This is a genomic window from Streptomyces sp. NPDC006335, assembly GCF_040612795.1.
GTDB lineage: Bacteria > Actinomycetota > Actinomycetes > Streptomycetales > Streptomycetaceae > Streptomyces.
This window is the reverse complement of the sequence record NZ_JBEXQX010000015.1, coordinates 42706-61256: the sequence shown is the minus strand read 5'-3', so window position 1 is coordinate 61256 and position 18551 is coordinate 42706. Positions and strand designations below refer to the sequence as shown.

10 protein-coding genes are annotated in these 18551 nt (G+C 70.7%); 6 read left to right on the top strand and 4 right to left on the bottom strand.

All coding sequences use genetic code 11. The features are described from left to right. Positions 1-71 precede the first annotated feature (71 nt). From ABZ098_RS32775 to ABZ098_RS32755, 5 genes are all read left to right on the top strand, one after another. Positions 72-1040, top strand: coding sequence for an NADPH:quinone oxidoreductase family protein (locus tag ABZ098_RS32775; protein ID WP_356597365.1), 969 nt, complete (start codon positions 72-74; stop codon positions 1038-1040). Beyond that, positions 1037-2218, top strand: coding sequence for an acyl-CoA dehydrogenase family protein (locus tag ABZ098_RS32770; protein ID WP_356597364.1), 1182 nt, complete (start codon positions 1037-1039; stop codon positions 2216-2218). Before ABZ098_RS32775 ends, ABZ098_RS32770 begins: the two co-directional genes overlap by 4 nt. Next, a complete protein-coding gene (locus ABZ098_RS32765) occupies positions 2215-3288 on the top strand; it encodes an acyl-CoA dehydrogenase family protein (RefSeq protein ID WP_356597363.1) in 1074 nt (357 codons plus the stop codon). Before ABZ098_RS32770 ends, ABZ098_RS32765 begins: the two co-directional genes overlap by 4 nt. A 181-nt stretch (positions 3289-3469) precedes the next feature. Further along, entirely contained in the window at positions 3470-4327 is an 858-nt protein-coding gene (locus tag ABZ098_RS32760; RefSeq protein WP_356597362.1) for a phosphatidylinositol-specific phospholipase C/glycerophosphodiester phosphodiesterase family protein, read from the top strand. A 131-nt stretch (positions 4328-4458) separates the two neighbouring features. Beyond that, on the top strand, positions 4459-4653 hold the full coding sequence (locus tag ABZ098_RS32755) for a hypothetical protein (RefSeq protein ID WP_356597361.1): 195 nt from the start codon (positions 4459-4461) through the stop codon (positions 4651-4653). Positions 4654-4655: 2 nt separating this feature from the next. On the opposite strand, the gene ABZ098_RS32750 is transcribed toward ABZ098_RS32755, so the two are convergent. The 4 genes from ABZ098_RS32750 to ABZ098_RS32735 form a co-directional block, all read right to left on the bottom strand. After that, a complete protein-coding gene (locus ABZ098_RS32750) occupies positions 4656-5894 on the bottom strand; it encodes a phosphodiester glycosidase family protein (protein WP_356597360.1) in 1239 nt (412 codons plus the stop codon). A gap of 73 nt (positions 5895-5967) precedes the next feature. Next, positions 5968-6354: a DUF779 domain-containing protein gene (locus ABZ098_RS32745; protein WP_356597359.1), complete on the bottom strand. Its 387-nt coding sequence runs from the start codon at positions 6352-6354 to the stop codon at positions 5968-5970. Between the two features lie 67 nt (positions 6355-6421). Next, the gene (locus tag ABZ098_RS32740) at positions 6422-6691 is read right to left on the bottom strand and encodes a hypothetical protein (protein ID WP_356597358.1); all 270 of its coding nucleotides are present in this window, start codon (positions 6689-6691) and stop codon (positions 6422-6424) included. After that, the gene (locus ABZ098_RS32735; RefSeq protein ID WP_356597357.1) at positions 6691-13248 is read right to left on the bottom strand and encodes an RHS repeat-associated core domain-containing protein; all 6558 of its coding nucleotides are present in this window, start codon (positions 13246-13248) and stop codon (positions 6691-6693) included. The genes ABZ098_RS32740 and ABZ098_RS32735 overlap by 1 nt, the downstream gene beginning before the upstream one ends. Positions 13249-13531: 283 nt before the next feature. On the opposite strand from ABZ098_RS32735, the gene ABZ098_RS32730 reads away from it, so the two are divergent. Continuing rightward, positions 13532-18508, top strand: coding sequence for a LamG-like jellyroll fold domain-containing protein (locus ABZ098_RS32730; protein WP_356597356.1), 4977 nt, complete (start codon positions 13532-13534; stop codon positions 18506-18508). Positions 18509-18551 lie beyond the last annotated feature (43 nt).

Below are 18551 nucleotides of genomic sequence, written 5' to 3'. Positions count from 1 at the left end.
AGCGACCGCTTAGTATGCGGAGGACCCCGGTCAGACCCCGGCATGACGACGCAGTCCCGTGGAGGCCCCCCATGCAGGCTTGGCAAGTACACGAGAACGGTGAGCCGTGCGAGGTGATGCGCCTCGCGGACGTGGCGCAGCCCGTGCCCGGCGACGGCCAGGTCCTGCTCAAGGTGCGCGCCGCGAACATCAACTTCCCGGACGTGCTGATGTGCCGCGGCCACTACCAGGTCCGTCCGCCGCTGCCCTTCACCCCCGGCGTGGAGATCTGCGGCGAGACCGAGGACGGGCGGCGCGTGATCGCCAACCCCGCGCTGCCGTACGGCGGTTTCGCCGAGTACGCCGTCGCGGACGCCGCCGCCCTGCTGTCCGCGCCGGACGCGCTGGACGACGCCGAGGCCGCCGCGCTGCACATCGGCTACCAGACGGGCTGGTTCGGACTGCACCGCCGGGCCCGCCTGGAGGCCGGGGAGACGCTGCTCGTCCACGCTGCCGCTGGAGGGGTCGGCAGCGCGGCCGTGCAGCTCGGCAAGGCCGCCGGCGCCACCGTCATCGGTGTCGTCGGCGGCGCCGAGAAGGCCGACGTGGCCCGCGAGCTGGGCTGTGACGTGGTGGTCGACCGGCGGAGCGAGGACGTCGTCGCCGCCGTGAAGGAGGCCACCGGGGGCCGGGGCGCGGACGTGATCTACGACCCGGTGGGCGGCGAGGCCTACACGCAGTCGACCAAGGTCGTCGCCTTCGAGGGGCGGATCGTGGTCGTCGGCTTCGCCAGCGGCACGATCCCGAGCCCCGGCCTCAACCACGCCCTGGTGAAGAACTACGCGATCCTCGGCCTGCACTGGGGCCTGTACAACACCAAGAACCCCAAGCTGGTCCAGCACTGCCACGAGCAGCTCACCGAACTGGCCGCCCGGGGCGCGATCAAGCCGCTGATCAGCGAGCGGGTGCCGCTCGCCGGTGCCGCCGACGCCGTCCAGCGTCTCGGCGACGGGGTGACCACGGGCCGGATCGCCGTCGTACCCACAGGAGCACAGGCATGACCGACGCCGCCGAACTCAAGCGCCGCACCGCCGAGTTGCTGGCCGCACACCCGCCCGCCGGCACGGACCGGCTCGACTTCCTCAAGGCCCGCTTCGACGCGGGGCTCGCCTGGGTGCACTACCCGGAGGGCCTCGGCGGACTGAACGCGCCCCGATCCCTCCAGGCCGTCGTGGACGCCGAGTTGGAGACCGCGGGCGCCCCCGACAACGACCCGCGGCGCAACGGCATCGGCCTCGGCATGGCCGCGCCGACCATCCTCAAGTACGGCACCGAGGAGCAGAAGCAGCGCTTCCTGCGGCCGCTGTGGGTGGGGGAGGAGGTCTGGTGCCAGCTCTTCAGCGAGCCCGGCGCCGGATCCGACCTCGCCGCGCTCGGCACCCGGGCCGTGCGTGAGGGCGACAGCTGGGTGGTCAACGGGCAGAAGGTGTGGACCTCGGGCGCCCACAACTCCCGCTGGGCCATCCTCATCGCCCGCACCGACCCGGACGTGCCCAAGCACGCGGGCATCACCTACTTCATCTGCGACATGACCGACCCCGGCGTCGACGTCCGCCCGCTGCGGCAGATCACCGGCGAGGCCGAGTTCAACGAGGTCTTCCTCACCGACGTCCGCATCCCGGACTCACGACGCCTCGGCGAGGTCGGCGACGGCTGGCGGGTGGCGCAGACCACGCTGAACAACGAGCGCGTCGCCATCGGCGGCATGCGCCTGCCCCGCGAGGGCGGCATGATCGGCCCGGTCTCCAGGACCTGGCGCGAACGCCCCGAACTGCGCACCCACGACCTGCACCAGCGCCTGCTGAAGCTCTGGGTCGACTCCGAGGTCGCCCGCCTCACCGCCGAGCGCCTGCGCCAGCAGCTCGTCGCCGGACAACCCGGACCCGAGGGCGCCGGCATGAAGCTCGCCTTCGCCCGCCTCAACCAGGAGATCAGCGGCCTGGAGGTGGAACTGCGCGGCGAGGAGGGCCTGTTGTACGACGACTGGACCCTGCGTCGACCCGAACTGGTGGACTTCACCGGCCGCGACGCCGGCTACCGCTACCTGCGCTCCAAGGGCAACAGCATCGAGGGCGGGACCAGCGAGGTCCTGCTGAACATCGTCGCCGAGCGCGTCCTGGGCCTCCCGGCCGAGCCGCGCACCGACAAGGACGTCGCCTGGAAGGACCTGTCCCGATGAGCGATCTGCTGTACTCGGAGGAGGAAGAGGCGCTCCGGGCCGCCGTACGGGACCTGCTCGCCGACCACTGCGACGCGCCCGGCGTGATCGCCCGGACCGAGTCCGACACCCCGCACGACCTCGCGGCCTGGAAGGCCCTCGCGGACGGCATGGGCCTCGCGGGGCTCCTGGTCCCGGAGGACAAGGGCGGCCAGGGCGCCTCGCACCGCGAAGTAGCGGTCGTCCTGGAGGAGTTGGGCCGCGCTGTCGCTCCCGTGCCCTACCTCACCAGTGCGGTCGTCGCCACCGAGGCCCTGCTCGCCTGCGACGCCGACGACCTGCTCGGCGAGCTCGCGTCCGGGCGGAGGATCGGCGCCCTCGCCGTCGCCCTGAACGTCGCTCCGGGCGGCGCCTACAAGGTCGTACGCCATGAAGGCGGCGCCCTGCACGGCGAGTTGACGGCGATCGCGGACGCCCAGGCGGCCGACGTGCTGCTCGTGCCCGCGGACGACGGCGGGCTGTACGCGGTGGACGCCTCCGCCGCGACCGTCACCCCGCAGATCGCCTTCGACCTGACCCGGCCGCTCGCGACCGTCACCCTCGACGGGGCCCGGGGCCGCCTGCTGGGCGACGCCGAAGTCGCCGTGCACCGCGCCCTGCGGGCCGGCGCCGGACTGCTCGCCTCCGAACAATTCGGCCTCGCCGAATGGACGTTGACCGAGACCGTGCGCTACCTCAAGGAGCGCAAGCAGTTCAACCGCCCGGTCGGCGGATTCCAGGCGCTCAAGCACCGGCTCGCCCAGCTCTGGCTGGAGGTCGTCAACCTCCGTGCCGCCGCCCGCAACGCGGCCGACGCGCTCGCGACGGGTCAGGACACCGACGTGGCGGTCGCCGTCGCCCAGTCCTACGCGGCCTCCGTGGCCGTGCACGCCGCCGAGGAGGCGCTCCAACTGCACGCCGGGATCGGCATGACGTGGGAGCACCCGGTGCACTTGTACCTCAAGCGGGCCAAGGCCGATTCGATCGCCTACGGCACGGCGGGCACGCACCGCGCCCGACTGGCCGAACTCGTCGACCTCCAGGCGCCCTGAGCACCACCCGGTGAACGCCGGTGAAGCCCGCCCCACCTGGGGCGGGCTTTTCCGTGCCCCTGCGCGCAAGGAGTGAACGGGCGGCGGCAGTCCGGCCAACTCCTGGCACGTACAGGTCCATTGAGGGCCCAAGGGCCCCATACTCCCTGTGGTTCCGACCCGCCCCGCAGGGAGGCAGAACATGGCCCTCATCACCCGTCGCAGAGCCCTCACCACCCTCGGCGCCGCGGTCACCGCGACGCTCGCGCTGCCCGCCGGCAGCGCCTGGGCCGACGGCCGCAAGCACCGCCCCCGCCCGCTGTGGCGCGCCCACGCCCACAACGACTACGAGCACCCGCGCCCCCTCCTCGACGCGCTCGACCACCGCTTCGGCAGCGTCGAGGCCGACATCTTCCTCGTCGGGGACCAACTCCTCGTCGGCCACACCGTGGACGACCTCGACCCGGCACGCACCCTGGAGTCCCTGTACCTCGACCCGCTGGCCAGGATCGTCAAGGCCAACCACGGTTCCGTGTACCGGGGTCACCACCGCCCCCTCCAACTGCTGATCGACATCAAGACCGAGGGCTCCTCGACGTACCTCGAACTCGACCGTCATCTGCGGCGCCACAGGCACCTGTTCACGACGTACGTCCACGGCAAGGTCGTCCCCGGCCCCGTGACCGCCGTGATCTCCGGCGACCGCGCCGCTCGCGTCCCGATGGAGGCCCAGACCGTGCGCCGGGCCTTCTACGACGGCCGGCTCGCCGACCTCGGCACCTCGGCGCCCGCCTCCCTCATCCCGCTGATCAGCGACAACTGGACGCTCCACTTCACCTGGCTCGGGGTGGGGGCCTTCCCCGACGCCGAGCGCCAGAAGCTGCGGAGCATCGTCCAGCAGGCCCACGCGCGCGGTCAGAAGGTGCGGTTCTGGGCCACCCCGGACCTGGCCGGCCCCGCCCGCGACGCGCTGTGGACCGAGCTCCTCGCCGCCGGCGTCGACTACTTCAACACCGACGACCTGGCGGGCTTGGAGGCCTTCCTGGACGCCCACCGATAGGCGCCTTCGAGCGGGCGCGGACACCACTCGTTCGGAGGACACGTCAGCCGCCCGGACGAGCCCTCCGCTACGCCACACTTGCGGCCGAACGCCGCGAAACGGACCAGGCGGCGTGGCTGAGGAGGCCGGCCATGGCGATTTCCATCTCGGTAGTGGTGCTGCTGCTGATCCTGGCGGTGGTCTTCCTGCGCGGCGGCGGACTCAAGGTCTCCCACGCGCTGGTGTGCGTGCTGCTCGGCTTCTGTCTGGCCGGCACGAGCCTCGCGCCGACCATCCACAGCGGCCTCACGGCGACGGCCGGCATCGTCAGCGGTCTGCGCCCCTGACCTCAGCCGGTGGAGAAGACACCGATGCCGTTCGGGACGGGCCGTTCGGCGCCGCCCGAGGGGTGGTTGAGGGCGGCCACGGCGGCCGAACCCGGAGTACGGGCGGCCATGGTCGTGGAGCCGCCCCCGTCCAGGCTGAAGGCGTCGACGGAGCCCAACGTCCGCATGGTGGCGGCGACTTCGGAGATCGTCAGCCCACCGCGGTAGCCGGGAGCGCCGTCCAGCGCGAGCAGGTACAGCCGCCGGCCGCCGTCCGCGATGCCCACGGCCGTGCGCACGGCCGACGTCGTGTCGTCCAGGCCGGGCAGCGGGCGGCCGTTCTCGAGCACCGGGTAGCCGCCGAGCGCGAAGCGGTACGGGGTTCCCGCCGTGGCCGCGACCAGCCGGTGCCGCACGGTCACCGTCGAGCCGACCGGGAGCTTCCGTAGCTGCCGCGCCCCCGCCTCCCGGCCCACCAGCACGGTCGTGCCGCCGGCGATCGGCCCGCGGCCCGGGGTGTCGGCCGTGGCGACCACCTTCCCGTCACGGACCGTCACCTCGTGGGTGTCCGTACTGCACGGCGCGGCCCGGTCCGTGTCCGTCCCGCAGGTCGCCCGCACCCGGGAGACCGCGCCCCAGTCCGAGGTGAACGCCCCCACCGAACCCACAGGCAGCGCGTACTGGTTCAGTCCGCCGAGCGGCAGTTCTGCCTCGGGCGTCCGCACCGACCCGTCGAGTGCCAGGTCGTCGAGGCGGGCCCGCCGGTCGGTGCCCACGCCGAACACGTCCTTCGTGGTGGTGCCGGGCGGCAGCGCGGGTCCGAAGCGCTGGCCGCCCGGCACCGCCGCCTTGAGCACGCGGCCCCGCGCGATCGCCGGGCCCACGCTCGCGCCGGTGGCCTCGACGCCGGGGTGCTGAGTCTCCGAGATGTTGAAGAAGTCGCCGTTCACCCCCGCGAGGGCACCCTGTGCGGTGGCCAGCCGGGACACCGTGGCCCGCGCGGCCACCGCACCCGGATACAGCAGCTCCACCCGCACCCGCGGCTCGCGCAGGTTCACGCGGAGCACATGGGCGTGGGCCGGCCCCGCGGCCGCGGAGATGTCGAACTGCTCGTAGTGCACGCCCGTGGCGAGCCGTGTCCACCCCGGCGCGGCGTCGGCCGGTGCCGCCCCGACCAGGGCGCCACCGGCCAGCGTGCCGAGTGCCGCGAGGAACGTGAGTACCGATCTGCTTGCGCCGAAACGTCTTTGACGGTGCGTCACAGCTCTCCCCTGAGGTCTTGCCAACTGTCCCAGAACTCAGGGGAAGTGCACCAGACGACGACGAGCCGAGCAGCTACTCGGCGCCGACCACACGCGAACGGATGAGGAAACGCACCCCCTCGGGTGCCTCCAGGGAGAATCCGCTGCCCCGCCCGGCGACGACATCGACGATCAGCCGGGTGTGGGCCCACACCTCGTACTGGCTCCTCGACATCCAGAAGGTCACCGGCTCCCCGACTCCCGGCACCGCCAGCTCGGCGAGCAGCACGTCCGAGCCGCCGGTGCGGAACTCACCCGCCGGGAAGCACATCGGCGCGCTGCCGTCGCAGCAACCGCCCGACTGATGGAACATCAGCGGCCCGTGCGCCTCGCGCAACCGTCGCAGCAGCGCGACGGCCGCGGGCGTGAGCTCGACACGCGGCACCTCGTCGTACCCGGCACGTGCGGAATCCTCGTCCATGACCGTCGAGTGCAGCACGGGGAAGGTTGCGAAGGGGTTGCACGGTCCGGTGCTCGGGCGGCCGGCCTCAGGACAGGTCGATGGGCGCCGGGTTCCACTTGTACCGCGCGTCGTCCTCGTCCTTGAGGAGAACGCCCGCCTCGGCCATCCGGTCCAGGATGTCCACGAGCATGTCGCCCAGGGGATATCCGTCCACCCAGAACATCCGCTTCACCGAGGAGAATTTCTGGTCCGGCGGGAAGACACCGAGGAAGATCCCGAGCCGGAAGGCCGCGTCGTCGTAGTCCCGCCAATCGGCCAGGACGTCCTTGAGTTCCATGCTGTCAACCGTCCTCATCAGGGTTCCTCGCCCTCGGCTTCCGCGAGGAACGCCTGGACGTCCTCCATGGACTCGGCCTGGGTGTTGATCCAGTCGTCCTGAGTCGACTGGATCCTCGCGTTGTACTCGTCGGGCGAGACGCCGTTCTCGTCCGGCCCGAGCATGATATGGAACTTGTCCCCGGGGTCCGGCCGCGCGCTGAGGCCACGCGCGGCGAGCGCGTCGTCCTTGATGGCCCACAACGGGTCCTTCGACTGGCCGCCGGGAAGCCAGTTCGGCCGTGCCACCCTGAACATCTTCGGCAGATTGGTGTTGGTGGACAGGCCGGGTGGGGTGGCTCCCTCCTCGTCGACGACGATGTTCCCGTCCTCGTCGAGGTTCTCCTCGTAGTCCCTCTCCCGGCCGCCCAGGGTGCGGGCGGAGTTGCCGAGCATCGGTTTTCCGTCCGCACCGGCGCGCATCGTGCGGAAGTAGATGGCTCCCGCCGCGGTCACCTTCCACCAATGGCACTCACCGAAGAAGATGCACATGGTGCCGCGTTCATTCGCCTTGGCCTGCTTGTCGAGCGCCGCATGGAGCCCGCTCACCTCTTCGGCGAACGACTTGGAGCACAGCCCCGGCTTCCCGTTGCACACGTCGTCCCAGGTGCCGACCTCGGTGCCGTACGAGAGCAACTTGTCGGGCATCCTGTACGTCGCCGCACGGGGGTCGAACATCTTGTCGTAGTGCGTCTTCAGTTCCTTCGCGAACGCCGCGGCCAGCTGCTTGATGTTCGGGGTGTTCGCGCTGAAGCCGAAGTGGGGCGAGATGAAGACGGGATGCGGGTGATAGTCCGAGCAGTTGTGCGCGTTGCACAGGCTGCCGAAGCCCTGCTCTTCGGCGAGGCTCTGCGAGATCGGCGGAGCGTCCGGCGTGACCGGCACATTCATGGTGGGGTCGGCCCACCAGTTGTCCTCACCGGTCGGGTCGGACAGGGTCACGGGGTCGTTGCCCGCGTAGTCGTAGCCGGGCAGCTCGTTCGTGTCCATGGACTCGAACACCGGGTCGTCCGACAGGAACCGGCCGGTGTACGGGTCGTACTCCCGGGCCCCGAGGTTGACCAGCGAGGTCGCCGGGTCCGGGGTGCCGCCCACGAAGCCCGTGCCGTTCGGGAAGGTGCTCGCGGAGCCGCCACGGGTCTGGCCGAAGGGCAGGTACTGGCGGCGGGTCACGGACTGGGTCTGGTAGTCGACGGCGAGGGTGTCGGACCCCTGCCGGTTCGGGATGAGGTACTGGACGTCGCCCGAGCTGGAGCGCTGAGCGATGGTGTGGCCGGCGACCGAGTAGTAACGGGTGCCCGAGAGGGTGTGGGTCGTCGTGTCCTCGACGAGCTGGGCGTTCGCGATGAACAGCGTGGCCTTGCCGGGGTCGGTGCGCAGGACGAGACCGCCGGCCGCGTCGTACAGATAGCTGGTCGTGCCGCTGCTGGTGGTGTCGGTGGCGAGCTTGCCCTGGTCGTTGAAGGTGAGGTCCTGCTTCCCGGCCGCACCGCCGCTGATGCTCTGGGTGTCGCCCGCCGAGTCGTACGTGTACGAGGCGGTGTTCGCGGCGGCGCCGGGGCCGGTGGCGGTGGTGCTGGTGAGGGTGTGCGGCTGGTCGGTCGACGAGCCGGCGGGCGGGTAGTTGTAGGTCGTCGTGGTGTCGTCGGCGGTGGCGCCGGTGGTGGCGTGATCGGTCTGCGTCCTGCGCAGGCCGTCGGCGGTGTAGGTCCAGCTCTGCCAGTACGGGTTGGCGCCGCCGACGGTGCTGCTCGCGCCCGCCGTGGGGACGGCGGCACAGTTGTCGGTGGCGGTCCAGGCGCTGCTCAGCCGGTCGGCGTAGTCGTAGGTGTAGCACTGGGTGTCGGTGACGGCTCCGCCGTCCTGTGCGTCGCTCACCGCGGTGAGCAGGCCCGCGCCCTTGGAGATCCGCGCGTCACCCCAGGTGTAGCGCGTGTGGTCCACCACGGTGCCGCTCGTGGAGTCCGTGGTCTGGGCGTCCGTCAGCGCGCCCGTCTGCTCGTCGTAGCCGAGGGACAGCGCGACCCAGTTGGTGGAGGGGCCGAAGGTGTACTGCAACAGCTGGCCCGACTCGGAGTAACCGATGGCGCTGACGTAGGTCCAGGCGTTCGTGCCGCTGCTGCTGAGACTGGTCGGCTCTCCTGCCGCGTCGTAGCCGGTGGTCAGCGTCTCGGCCGGCAGACCGCCCTCGGCCGGGTCGGCCTCGGTGGCCAGTGATCCGGTCGGCTTGTAGGTGTAGCTGGTGGTGTAGCCGGCGGCGGGGGCCAGCGCAGCCTCGTCGGCGGGCAGGTTAGCCAGGGTGGTCTTCTCCGCGGCGACCTTGCCCAGCGAGTTGTACGCCAGGGCCGTCGTGGTGACGGAGGGGCTGCCGGTGCCCATCTGGTAGGAGGTACTGGCGGTGGGCATGCCCTTCTTGAGGGTGTCGTACGTCCATGCGCCGATCTGGTTCGCGGCCGACTGGGCGACGCCTCCGGTGGTGTCGTAGGCGCCGGTCTTGCGTCCGTCGCCGTCGTAGCTGTACGAGACCTGTTTGCCGCGCGAGTCGGTGGTGTTGAGGACCAGCCCGGCGTCGTCGTAGGCGGTGGTGCCCGTGCCGCTGTCGGGGTCGGAGGCGGAGGTCTGCCGGCCGAGCAGGTCGTACTTCCAGGACCAGGTGTTGCCGGCGGCGTCGGTCTCCGAGGCCCGGTTCCCGTCCGGGTAGTAGGTGTACTTCGTGTCCGAGTAGTCCGAGGCGGTGTCGTTGACCGGATCGGCGGCCGCACCGGTGTGGTACTCGTACAGGTGCGTGACACGGCCGCGGGCGTCGGTCAGCAGGGTCTGGGCCGTGGCACCGGACGGCGGGATCGTGGTGGTGAAGTTGCCGCCGTAGACCGTGTTCGTGTGCCAGGTCTCGGAGCCGAGCTTGTACGCGGTGCTGACCGTCCTGCGGCCCGCTCCGTCGTAGGTGTAGCCGGTCTCCGAGGGGATCTGGCCGTCCTGCGCCTGGACCAGGGTGCTGTCCGGGGCGCCGCTCGCGTTGTACGGGCTGGACGTCTTCGCCACCTGGCCGATGGTGTTGTAGACCGTGTCGCTGACCTCCCGGCTGCCGTCCGGGGTGGGGGTCTGGGTCTCTCGCACCCGCAGCAGCGCGTCGTAGAGCATGGTCGCGCTGCGGTAGGTGCCGTCGTCGTTGAGCGACTGGGTGGTGATCGTCGACGGGGCGGTGTTGCTCAGTGTGTAGACGTACTTGGTGACCGGCGAGGTGATGCCGGGGTTGAAGACCTGGGTGAGGCGGCCCAGTGCGTCGTAGGTGCCGGAGGCCTTGTAGCCGGCGGGGTCGGTCACCGACAGCGGGAGATTGCGCACCTGGTCGTAGGTCTTGACGGTGGCGTAGCCGAGTGGGTCGGTCTCGGTGATGGACGTCGGTTCGGCGCCGGTCGTCGGCGAGTACGTGGTCTTGACCGTGCGCTTGTCGGCGTCGGTCGAGGTGGCGGGGCGCCCGTACTGGTCGACGGTGCAGCTGGCCACGGTGGTGTAGACGGGGGTGGAACCGGAGTAGGAGGTGGCCTTCTGCGTCGAGGTCGGGTCGCCGACGCTCGGCGCCGCGCCCAGGGTGGTGGAGAGGTCGTAGAAGGTCAGGGTGTCGGAGACCGCGTCCTTCGGCAGGGTCGGCGTCGTGTCGCAGTCGACGGACACCGTGCGGACCTCGTCGGCGGTGTCCAGGATCCACTTCGCCGTGTTGTCCGCGTAACTGGTCGTCGTGCACAGGTCGTCGGCCGTGGTGGAGACGTCGCCGCGGTCGTCGGTCCTGGTGACGCGACCGTACGCGTCATGGGTGAAGGCGGTCTCGGTCACCTGGGTGCCGCCGGCGGCCAGCGGGGTGTAGACCTTGCTGTCCGCGGCGCCGGTGAGGAACGCCTGCTGGTCGGGCAGCCCGGAGACCGCGTGGGTGGCGGTGGCGGCCGACGTCCACGGGGTGGTGACGGCGTCGCTGACCACCTTGCCGCTGCCACTGCCGTTGTACGTGATCGACTCGTACGTCTGGCCGGCGAACTGCTTGGAGTCCTTGACAGGGGCGTCGCCGTGGGAGTCGGTGACGCTCACCGAGCGGGTCGCGCCGCCGGGCAGGGTGTCGCCGTCCATGCCGCGGAAGAACGTGGTGTCGGTCTGCGTGACCGGATCGGGAGCGGTACCCGTGGTGACCGTCATGCCCTGGTAGCCGCGCCACTGGTTCCAGGTGCGCTGCGAGGACTTCGTCAGCGGGTTGGTGTCGTAGTGCCAGGCACCGCCGCCGATGGGGGCGTAGTGGGTGGAGATGGTGTCGTTGACGCCGCCACCGGTGGGGTCCTGCTGGGTGACGCCGGTGACGATGAACTTGTTGAACCAGTCCATGATCGGGCTGGTCTGCCCGGTGGGCGTCCAGTACTCCGGGTAGCACCGCTTGGTGTTGGTGCTCGGGTCGGACGGGGTGCCGGAGGCGCAGTCGGGCGCGGAGTAGTCGACGTTGATGATCGCACCGGTCTCGGTGGTGATCGTGTTGAGCCGGTGGCGGGTGATGGGCGGGTAGCCGTTGGTGACGTTCACCCGGTTCGAGAGCGGTGTGCCGGTGAAGGTGACGGGCTTCATGGCGATCGGCGCGGTGGAGCCTCCGCCGGTGGTGTCCTGGCCGGTGTGCACCAGGGTGGACAGCCACAGCGCCGGAGAGGTCGAGTCACCCGTCGCAGGGAAGGAGTAGGTGAAGTCCCACTTGTCGACGTTGGTCTCGGTGGTGCCGGCCAGCGCCTGCGTCTGCACCGTGCTCAGCTCGTACTCGGACCAGAAGGTGGGCGAGTTGACGTTGCAGGAGGCGCCACTGGCACAGTTCAGGTCGTACGGGACGTCCGGCCAGTCCGCGGCCGTCGACGAGGACAGCGTGGAGGTCGCGCAGCCGGTCGCGGACGTCTTGCAGCGGCCGTTGTAGGTGAAGCTGACCTGTGCGGCGGGGCTGGACGTGTAGACGGAGTTGTCGCGCTGGCCGTACTGGATGCGGGTGAGGCGGGAGTCCCTGCTGTACGGGGTGTTCGCGGTGGTGCCGAGATCGCGCGCGTAGTAGGCGGTGTCGACCGTGTAGAAGGAGGACATCACGTCGCCGTGCGTGTCCTTCACGTAGTCCAGGTTCCAGCGGTAGGCCTGCTGGCACCAGGAGCTCGAGAACGTGGCGTTGTAGCAGGGCTGGCCCGACGCGGTGGCGTAGACGGGCTCGGTCAGGACGGAGTTCGTCTTGGTGTCGCCCGTGGCCCAGCCGGGCAGCTCGTCGAGGCCGAAGTCGTACTGGGTGCCGTCGTCGGTGGTGACCCGGAAGTACTCACCGTTCTGCGCGCCGTTGGCGGCGCCGGTGAGGTACTCGACCTTCTCGTCGGAGTCGCCGGCCGGGTGGTACGTGCCCGTCTTGTCGTCCTTGATGAGCGTGGACGTCTGGCCGTTGAGCGAGAGCGTCAGCTGGTTGTCGTCCGACCAGCAGTAGTCCCGGGTCTTGGTCGTGCCCGCCGGGTTGTCGTTGCAGGACTTGTACGACCGCTCGACGAAGCTGGCCGGGAGGCCGAAGCCGTCACCGACGACGGGCGCCTGGTTGTTGGTGGAGGAGATGAGGCCGTCGACGGCCTGGGAGTTGTAGCTCAGTCCGAGCTTCGGCGCCATCCCGCCGGGCACCCCGGGGACGGACATCGGATACGACCATGTGAAGGCGTCGGAGCTGCCGCCGGCCTGCCACGAACCGGACGGGCTCAGGGAGGTGGCCGAGAAGTCACCGCCTCCGCCGCCGCTGTCCGAGGTCGCCGCGAGCACCGCCGTGCTCGCGGTCTGCAGCATGGCCGACCTGGTGCCGGACCCGGCGGTCGGCGAGCCGGCCGGCTGCGTGCCGGGCAGGGTCACGTCGGCGTGCAGGGTGTGGCCGCGTGTGTCGTTGCGGGAGGCCAGCCGCGTCTGGGTACGGCACGACCGGACCTCGGGGGTGGTCAGGGCGCAGGCGGGCAGCCGGACCAGGTGCAGGCGGGAGGCGTAGTCACCGCCGAAGGCCCCCGCGTAGGCGGAGTAGTCCAGGCTGACCGAGACCTTGCCGCCGGCCGCCCGGGCCGCTGTGCCGGAGGGAGCCGTGCCGGTGAGGTTCAGCAGCACTCCGTGCACGCCCGCGGCGGTGGCGGATCGGTGCGGAAGCAGCCGTACTCGGAGCCGGTCCGGGGCGCCGCTGTGGCCGCTCCGTCCGATCCGAACCGGCAGGGAGCCCGCGTTCACGGTCTTGCCGTCCGCGCGCGGAACGGTGAGGGAGGCGGTGCCGTCGGGCCAGCTGACGTGCGGGGTCCTGTAGGCCGGCATCGGCCGGGGCGCGTGGTAGTGCGAGGGGGCCTCGTGCACGGCAACGGGTTTGCCGTGCGCGGGAGTCGGAGCATGCCGGAGGGTGGCCGCGACCGCCTCCGGGCCGGTACCCGGCAGGGCCGGTGTCAGGAGGGCGAGCACGAGCAGCACGGGCCAGCGCGCCGTGATCCGACCGCTCCTGAACCGCGTCCCGACTCCGGGTCTCATGGCCCGACTTGCCCACGCTCTGGTGACCGCCACGGTCGCGCCCCCCACAAGTTGACTGTGTTGCCGCTGTGTTCGAAACGAGCGGGAACGTATCCCGGCGGAATGACAGGGCGAGCCGCGAGAACCAGTTCGTGGGCATAGCTTTGCGAAAGCTATGTGATCGAATATGGGCAGGATTGCTGGCAAGGTCGCTCAAATCCTGCCTCATTCCATCTAGTCGGAAGGCGCCGCACTTCCTACGTTCGTCTGCTGTCACCCGGGAGCAGCGAGCAAAGGATTCTTCATGCACCTTCACCGCATGCGCGGCGGTCGTCACGGGTCATGGCGCGCGAGACGGGTCGCGCTGACCGGCTTCGTGGCGTTGGCCGTGGCGGTCGGCGTCGTGCCCGCGCAGGCGCTCACCGCCGGTCAGGGACGGGCCGGCGACTCGTCGGCCCCGACCTCCTCAGACAGGACGGCAGCGGCGCGCGCCAGTCATCCCGTGAAGGACCCCAACCTTCCTGCGCTCCCTGACGGGTTCGGTCCCACCCCGGCCGAGCGCCGGGCCATGGAGCGGGCCGGCGCCGCCGCGCGGAGCTCCGGGAACAAGGTCGCGGTCGCCGCCCTGACCACCCCGGTGCAGCAGGTCAGGGCGCTCCCCCGGGGCGGCTTCGAACTCGACAGCAATCCCAAGCCGGTGCGCACCAGGCAGCACGGCCGCTGGGTGCCGATCGACCTGCGGCTGCGCCCCGCCGCGGGCGGTCGCCTGGCCCCGGCCGCGACCGCGTACGGCAGCGTCTCGTTCTCCGCGGGCGGCAACGCGCCTCTCGTCAGCACCGGTTACGGGCACGCCACCATGACCGTCGCCTGGCCCCGGCGGCTGCCCGCCCCGGTCGTGAAGGGCACGACGGCCACCTACCGTGAGGCACTGCCCGGCGTGGACCTGGTGGTGGCCGCGACCGCCGCCGGCGGCTTCACCGACACGCTGGTGGTCAAGAACAGGGCGGCGGCCTACGATCCCGCGGTGAAGGCCCTGAGACTGGGCACCACGGTCACCGGAGGCGGACTGCGCCGGGCCCCGGACGGCGGGTTGAGCCTGCTGGACACCCGCGGCCGTGATGTGCTGGACGCCCCGGCCGCGCAGATGTGGGACTCCAACACCACCCTGCGACCCGCCCACGCGGCCCGTGTGACCCCGGGCGCCAAGGTCGCGGCCGACGCCTCGGACGCCGGCCACCCGGGCCTCGCCGCCCGCCTGGCCCCGGTCGGGCTGAACACCTCCGCCACGTCGCTCACCCTGACCCCGGACACGCGGCTGCTGACGGGCCGTTCGACGGTGTTCCCGCTGTACGTGGATCCGACGTTCAACTGGCATCCGTACGACCCGGCCGCCCCGCACTTCGACGAGATCAAGCAGGGGTGCCCCAACACGTCGTTCTACGACAAGACCGACGCGCTGTCCGACTCGGGCCGGCTCGGTGTGGGCTACAACGGCTGGTCGGAGGGCGACTGCGCCGCCGGCCTGGAACACGCCCTGTACCAGTGGAAGTTGTCGTCCACCCTCTACGGGGCGCACATCAACACCGCCACCGTGAACGCCACCGAGGTCTACTCCGCCTCCTGCTCCAGCAGCTACACCGTCAACCTGCACTGGTCCGGCGGCTTCGGCAAGGGCACCGACTGGTCGAACCGGCCCGGCTTCAACAGCTACTCCACCTCGGCCTCGTACGCCCGTGCCTGGAATCCCACCTACTGCCCCTCCAACGGTGACGTCACGCACGGGCTGAACGTGCTCACCCCCATCAAGGCCGATGCCCTCGGGCACTCGTCCACCTTCGCCGTCACGCTCAAGGAGGACTCGGCCGAGGACGCCCACAACGCGTCCGGCTTCTCCCGCTTCGCCGACAACCCCAGCCTGGAGATCTTCTACAACACGGTTCCGAACACGCCGGCCGTCAGCACCATGTCCGCGGTCTCCGGAGCGCACTCGGCAGGCTGCGACACCAGCGCCCCGTACCCGTACATGGGCAAGACCATCGCCTCCACGCCGCCGGTGCTCAAGGCCAAGGTCAGCGACGGCGACGGCGACAAGCTCCAGGCCACCTTCCAGTACTGGGTGGACGGCTCGACCACCAGGGCCACCGTGCTCAGCGGTGACAACCTCGCCAGCGGCAGCTACGCCACCGCCTCGCTGCCGTCGAGCTTCACCAGTGCCCTGACGAACGGCAAGATCGTCGACTGGCAGGCCAAGGTCACCGACGGCGAGGACACCACCGGCTACTCATCGATCTGCCACTTCGTCGCCCAGCCCACCGCCCCGGACGAGCCGACCGTCAGCTCGGAGAACAGCCTCTACCCCGACACCGACAACGGGGGTGCGGCCGGTGCGGTGGCGGGCACCGCGGGCACCTTCGACGTGGCGACCAGCGGCGGCGCGAGCGCCACGAAATTCGTCTACTCGCTCGACGTCGGCCTCGACCCCACCGTCAGCCCGCCGGCCTCCCAGACCGTCACGGCCACCAGCAACGCGGCGAAGGTGACCGTCACCCCGTACGCCCCCGGCCCGCACACCCTGTACGCCTACGCCATCGACGCGGCCGGTGACTTCTCCGCCACCCATCCGTACCGCTTCCTGGCCACCGGCCACACCCCGACCACCTGCGCGAGCCTGACCGCCTGCTACAACAACACCGGCATCAGCGCCGACGCCACACCCTCGCAGGCCGACATGGACGGCACCGGCAGCAGCTACTCCGCCACCGACCTGAACAACGTCGGCTGGACCTCCGGTGGCAAGGTCACCATCGACGGCGCCACGTTCACGCTGCCCGCCTTCGGATCCGGGCAGAAGGACAACGTGCTGGCCGCCAACCAGACCGTCACCTACAGCGGTTCGGGCAACGCGCTGGAGTTCCTGGCCTCGTCCTCGTACTCCAACTTCACCGACCCCGGCGCCATCAACGGCCAGGCGACCGCGCCGTACGTGCCCGCCGGCAGCGCGGTGACCGGCACCTACTGCTTCACCGGCACCACGCCCGACGGGCCGTGCGCCGCCACCGGCACGGTCAACTACACCGACGGCACCTCCACGTCGTACGCCCTGACCGTGCCCGGCTGGACCGTCACCGACGACTCGATCGCCGCGGTGATCCTTCCGCACCGCAACAACGCGAGCGGCCAGACCGCCGGCAAGCGGCGGCTGTACGCGTTCTCCGTCCCCCTGGACCCGTCCAGGACCATCGCGTCGGTCACCCTGCCCGACGTCGGCAACAAGATCGGCAACCACACGCCCTCACTGCACGTCTTCTCCCTGGCCACACGCAACACCACCGTGCGTACGACGGAGTCCAACGGCACCAACGTGGCCGCACCGAGCGGTCAGACCTGGACCGGCGCCTGGGGCAGCCCCAGCGAGGGCGAGGACGGCGGCATGGGGCCGTTCGGCAACCAGACCTTCCGGGTCGCGCTGCGCCCCTCCGTGTCCGGCAGCACCGTACGCATCAAGCTGGACAACGCGCTGGGCTCCTCGAAGCTGTCCATCGGACACGTCACGGTCGCCACATCGTCCGACACCGTGCCCGATCCCGGCGAGCCCTCCTCGGTGCCCGCCGGTGCCCCGACCTCGCTGACCTTCTCCGGCAGTCAGAGCGTCACCGTGCCGGCGGGCGGCATGATCTACAGCGATCCGCTGCCCTTCACGGTGACCCGCAACAGGTTCCTGCTCGTCTCGTACTTCCTGACGAACTCGGTCAGCTCGATCGTCTGGCACACCGCGGCCAACACCGGCCTGGAGTATCTCGCCGACCCCGGTACCGGCGACAAGACCACCGACACCACGGGGACCCCCTTCACCAGCTCCAAGTGGGGAGGCACCCCGGTCACGCATCTGCTCACCGACCTCGACGTCACGACCGCCGGCGCGCCCACGCGCGGCATCATCGGGGACGGCGAGTTCGACACCTCGCGCCCCGACTCCCTGCCGAGCGGCACGCAGATCGACGACGTGCTCCAGCGCGCCGACGCCTCCACCGACCAGAACCTCGGCGAGATCAACGAGGGCATCTCGGCGAACCAGATCATGAGCGACTACGCCGACGGCCCCCTGCCTGCCAGCGGCCCTTCGCTCCTGTCCCGTATCGACCGGGACGTGCTCGACCAGCCGGGCATGAACAGCGTCCTCGTCTACGAAGGCCTCGAGGACGTGCTGGAGAGCGGCCGCACGGACGTCGACATGGAGACCAACGGCTACACGGCCCTGGTCCAGCAGCTCACCGCCTGGGGCATCGGTACGACGGTGAGCACTCTCACCCCTTGCGATGGTTACACCGGAGGCGGCACCTCCACGACGTCCCCGGTCAACGACCCGTGCACCACGACCGTCGACCAGTACCGCTCGGCCGTGAACGACTGGCTGCGCAGCTACAACCTCGGCGGGTGGTGGGACACCCCGCCGATCTTCGTCACCGACATCGACACGACCCTGGCCACGATCGACACCGCGAACGGCGAGGAGAAGCTCGCGCCCGGCGCGGACAGCTGGGACCACCTCAACCCGAAGCCGGCCGGCTTCGGGGCCATCGTCGGCGTCTACGACTCACCGCACCACAGCTGGAACCTGGACGACGGTGACGGATACACCTTCGCCAACGACACGGCACCCACCGATACCGCCTACGCGATGCCTGATCCCACCGTGGGCAACGACGCGCTCACCCTGAGCGGGGGGACCGGCTGGACCAACGACACCACCCGCGGCGAGGTGCTGAACCTCGACGGGACGAGCGGCTACGCCGCCTCCGGCACCAGCGCACTGGACACCACCCGCAGCTATTCCGTCTCCGCGTGGGTCAAGCTGTCCTCGCTGCCCACCCACAACGCCACCATCGCCGCCCAGGACGGCAACCAGACCAGCCCCTTCATGCTCCAGTACAACGCCACCGGCGGTACCCCCGGCTGGTCGTTCAGTCTCAGCAAGAGCGACACCGCCGACGCCCAGTTCTGGAACGCCTACGCCTCCGGTGTCACCGCGGGCACCTGGACCGACCTCGTCGGCACCTACGACGCCACCACCCACACGGCCAAGTTGTACGTCAACGGCACCCTCGCCGCCACCGCCACCGGTGTCGCCTCCTGGAGCGCCTCCGGTCCCTTCACCGTCGGCCGAGGCGAGTACAACGGCGCGGCCACCGACTTCACTCCCGGCGCCGTCAGCCACGTCCAAGCCTGGAACTACGCCCTCACCCCCGAGGAGGCCGACGCGCTGAACAGACAACTGCTGTGACGCCGACTGGTTGCCTCTGAGTGCCTGGCGCGGTGGGGAGACG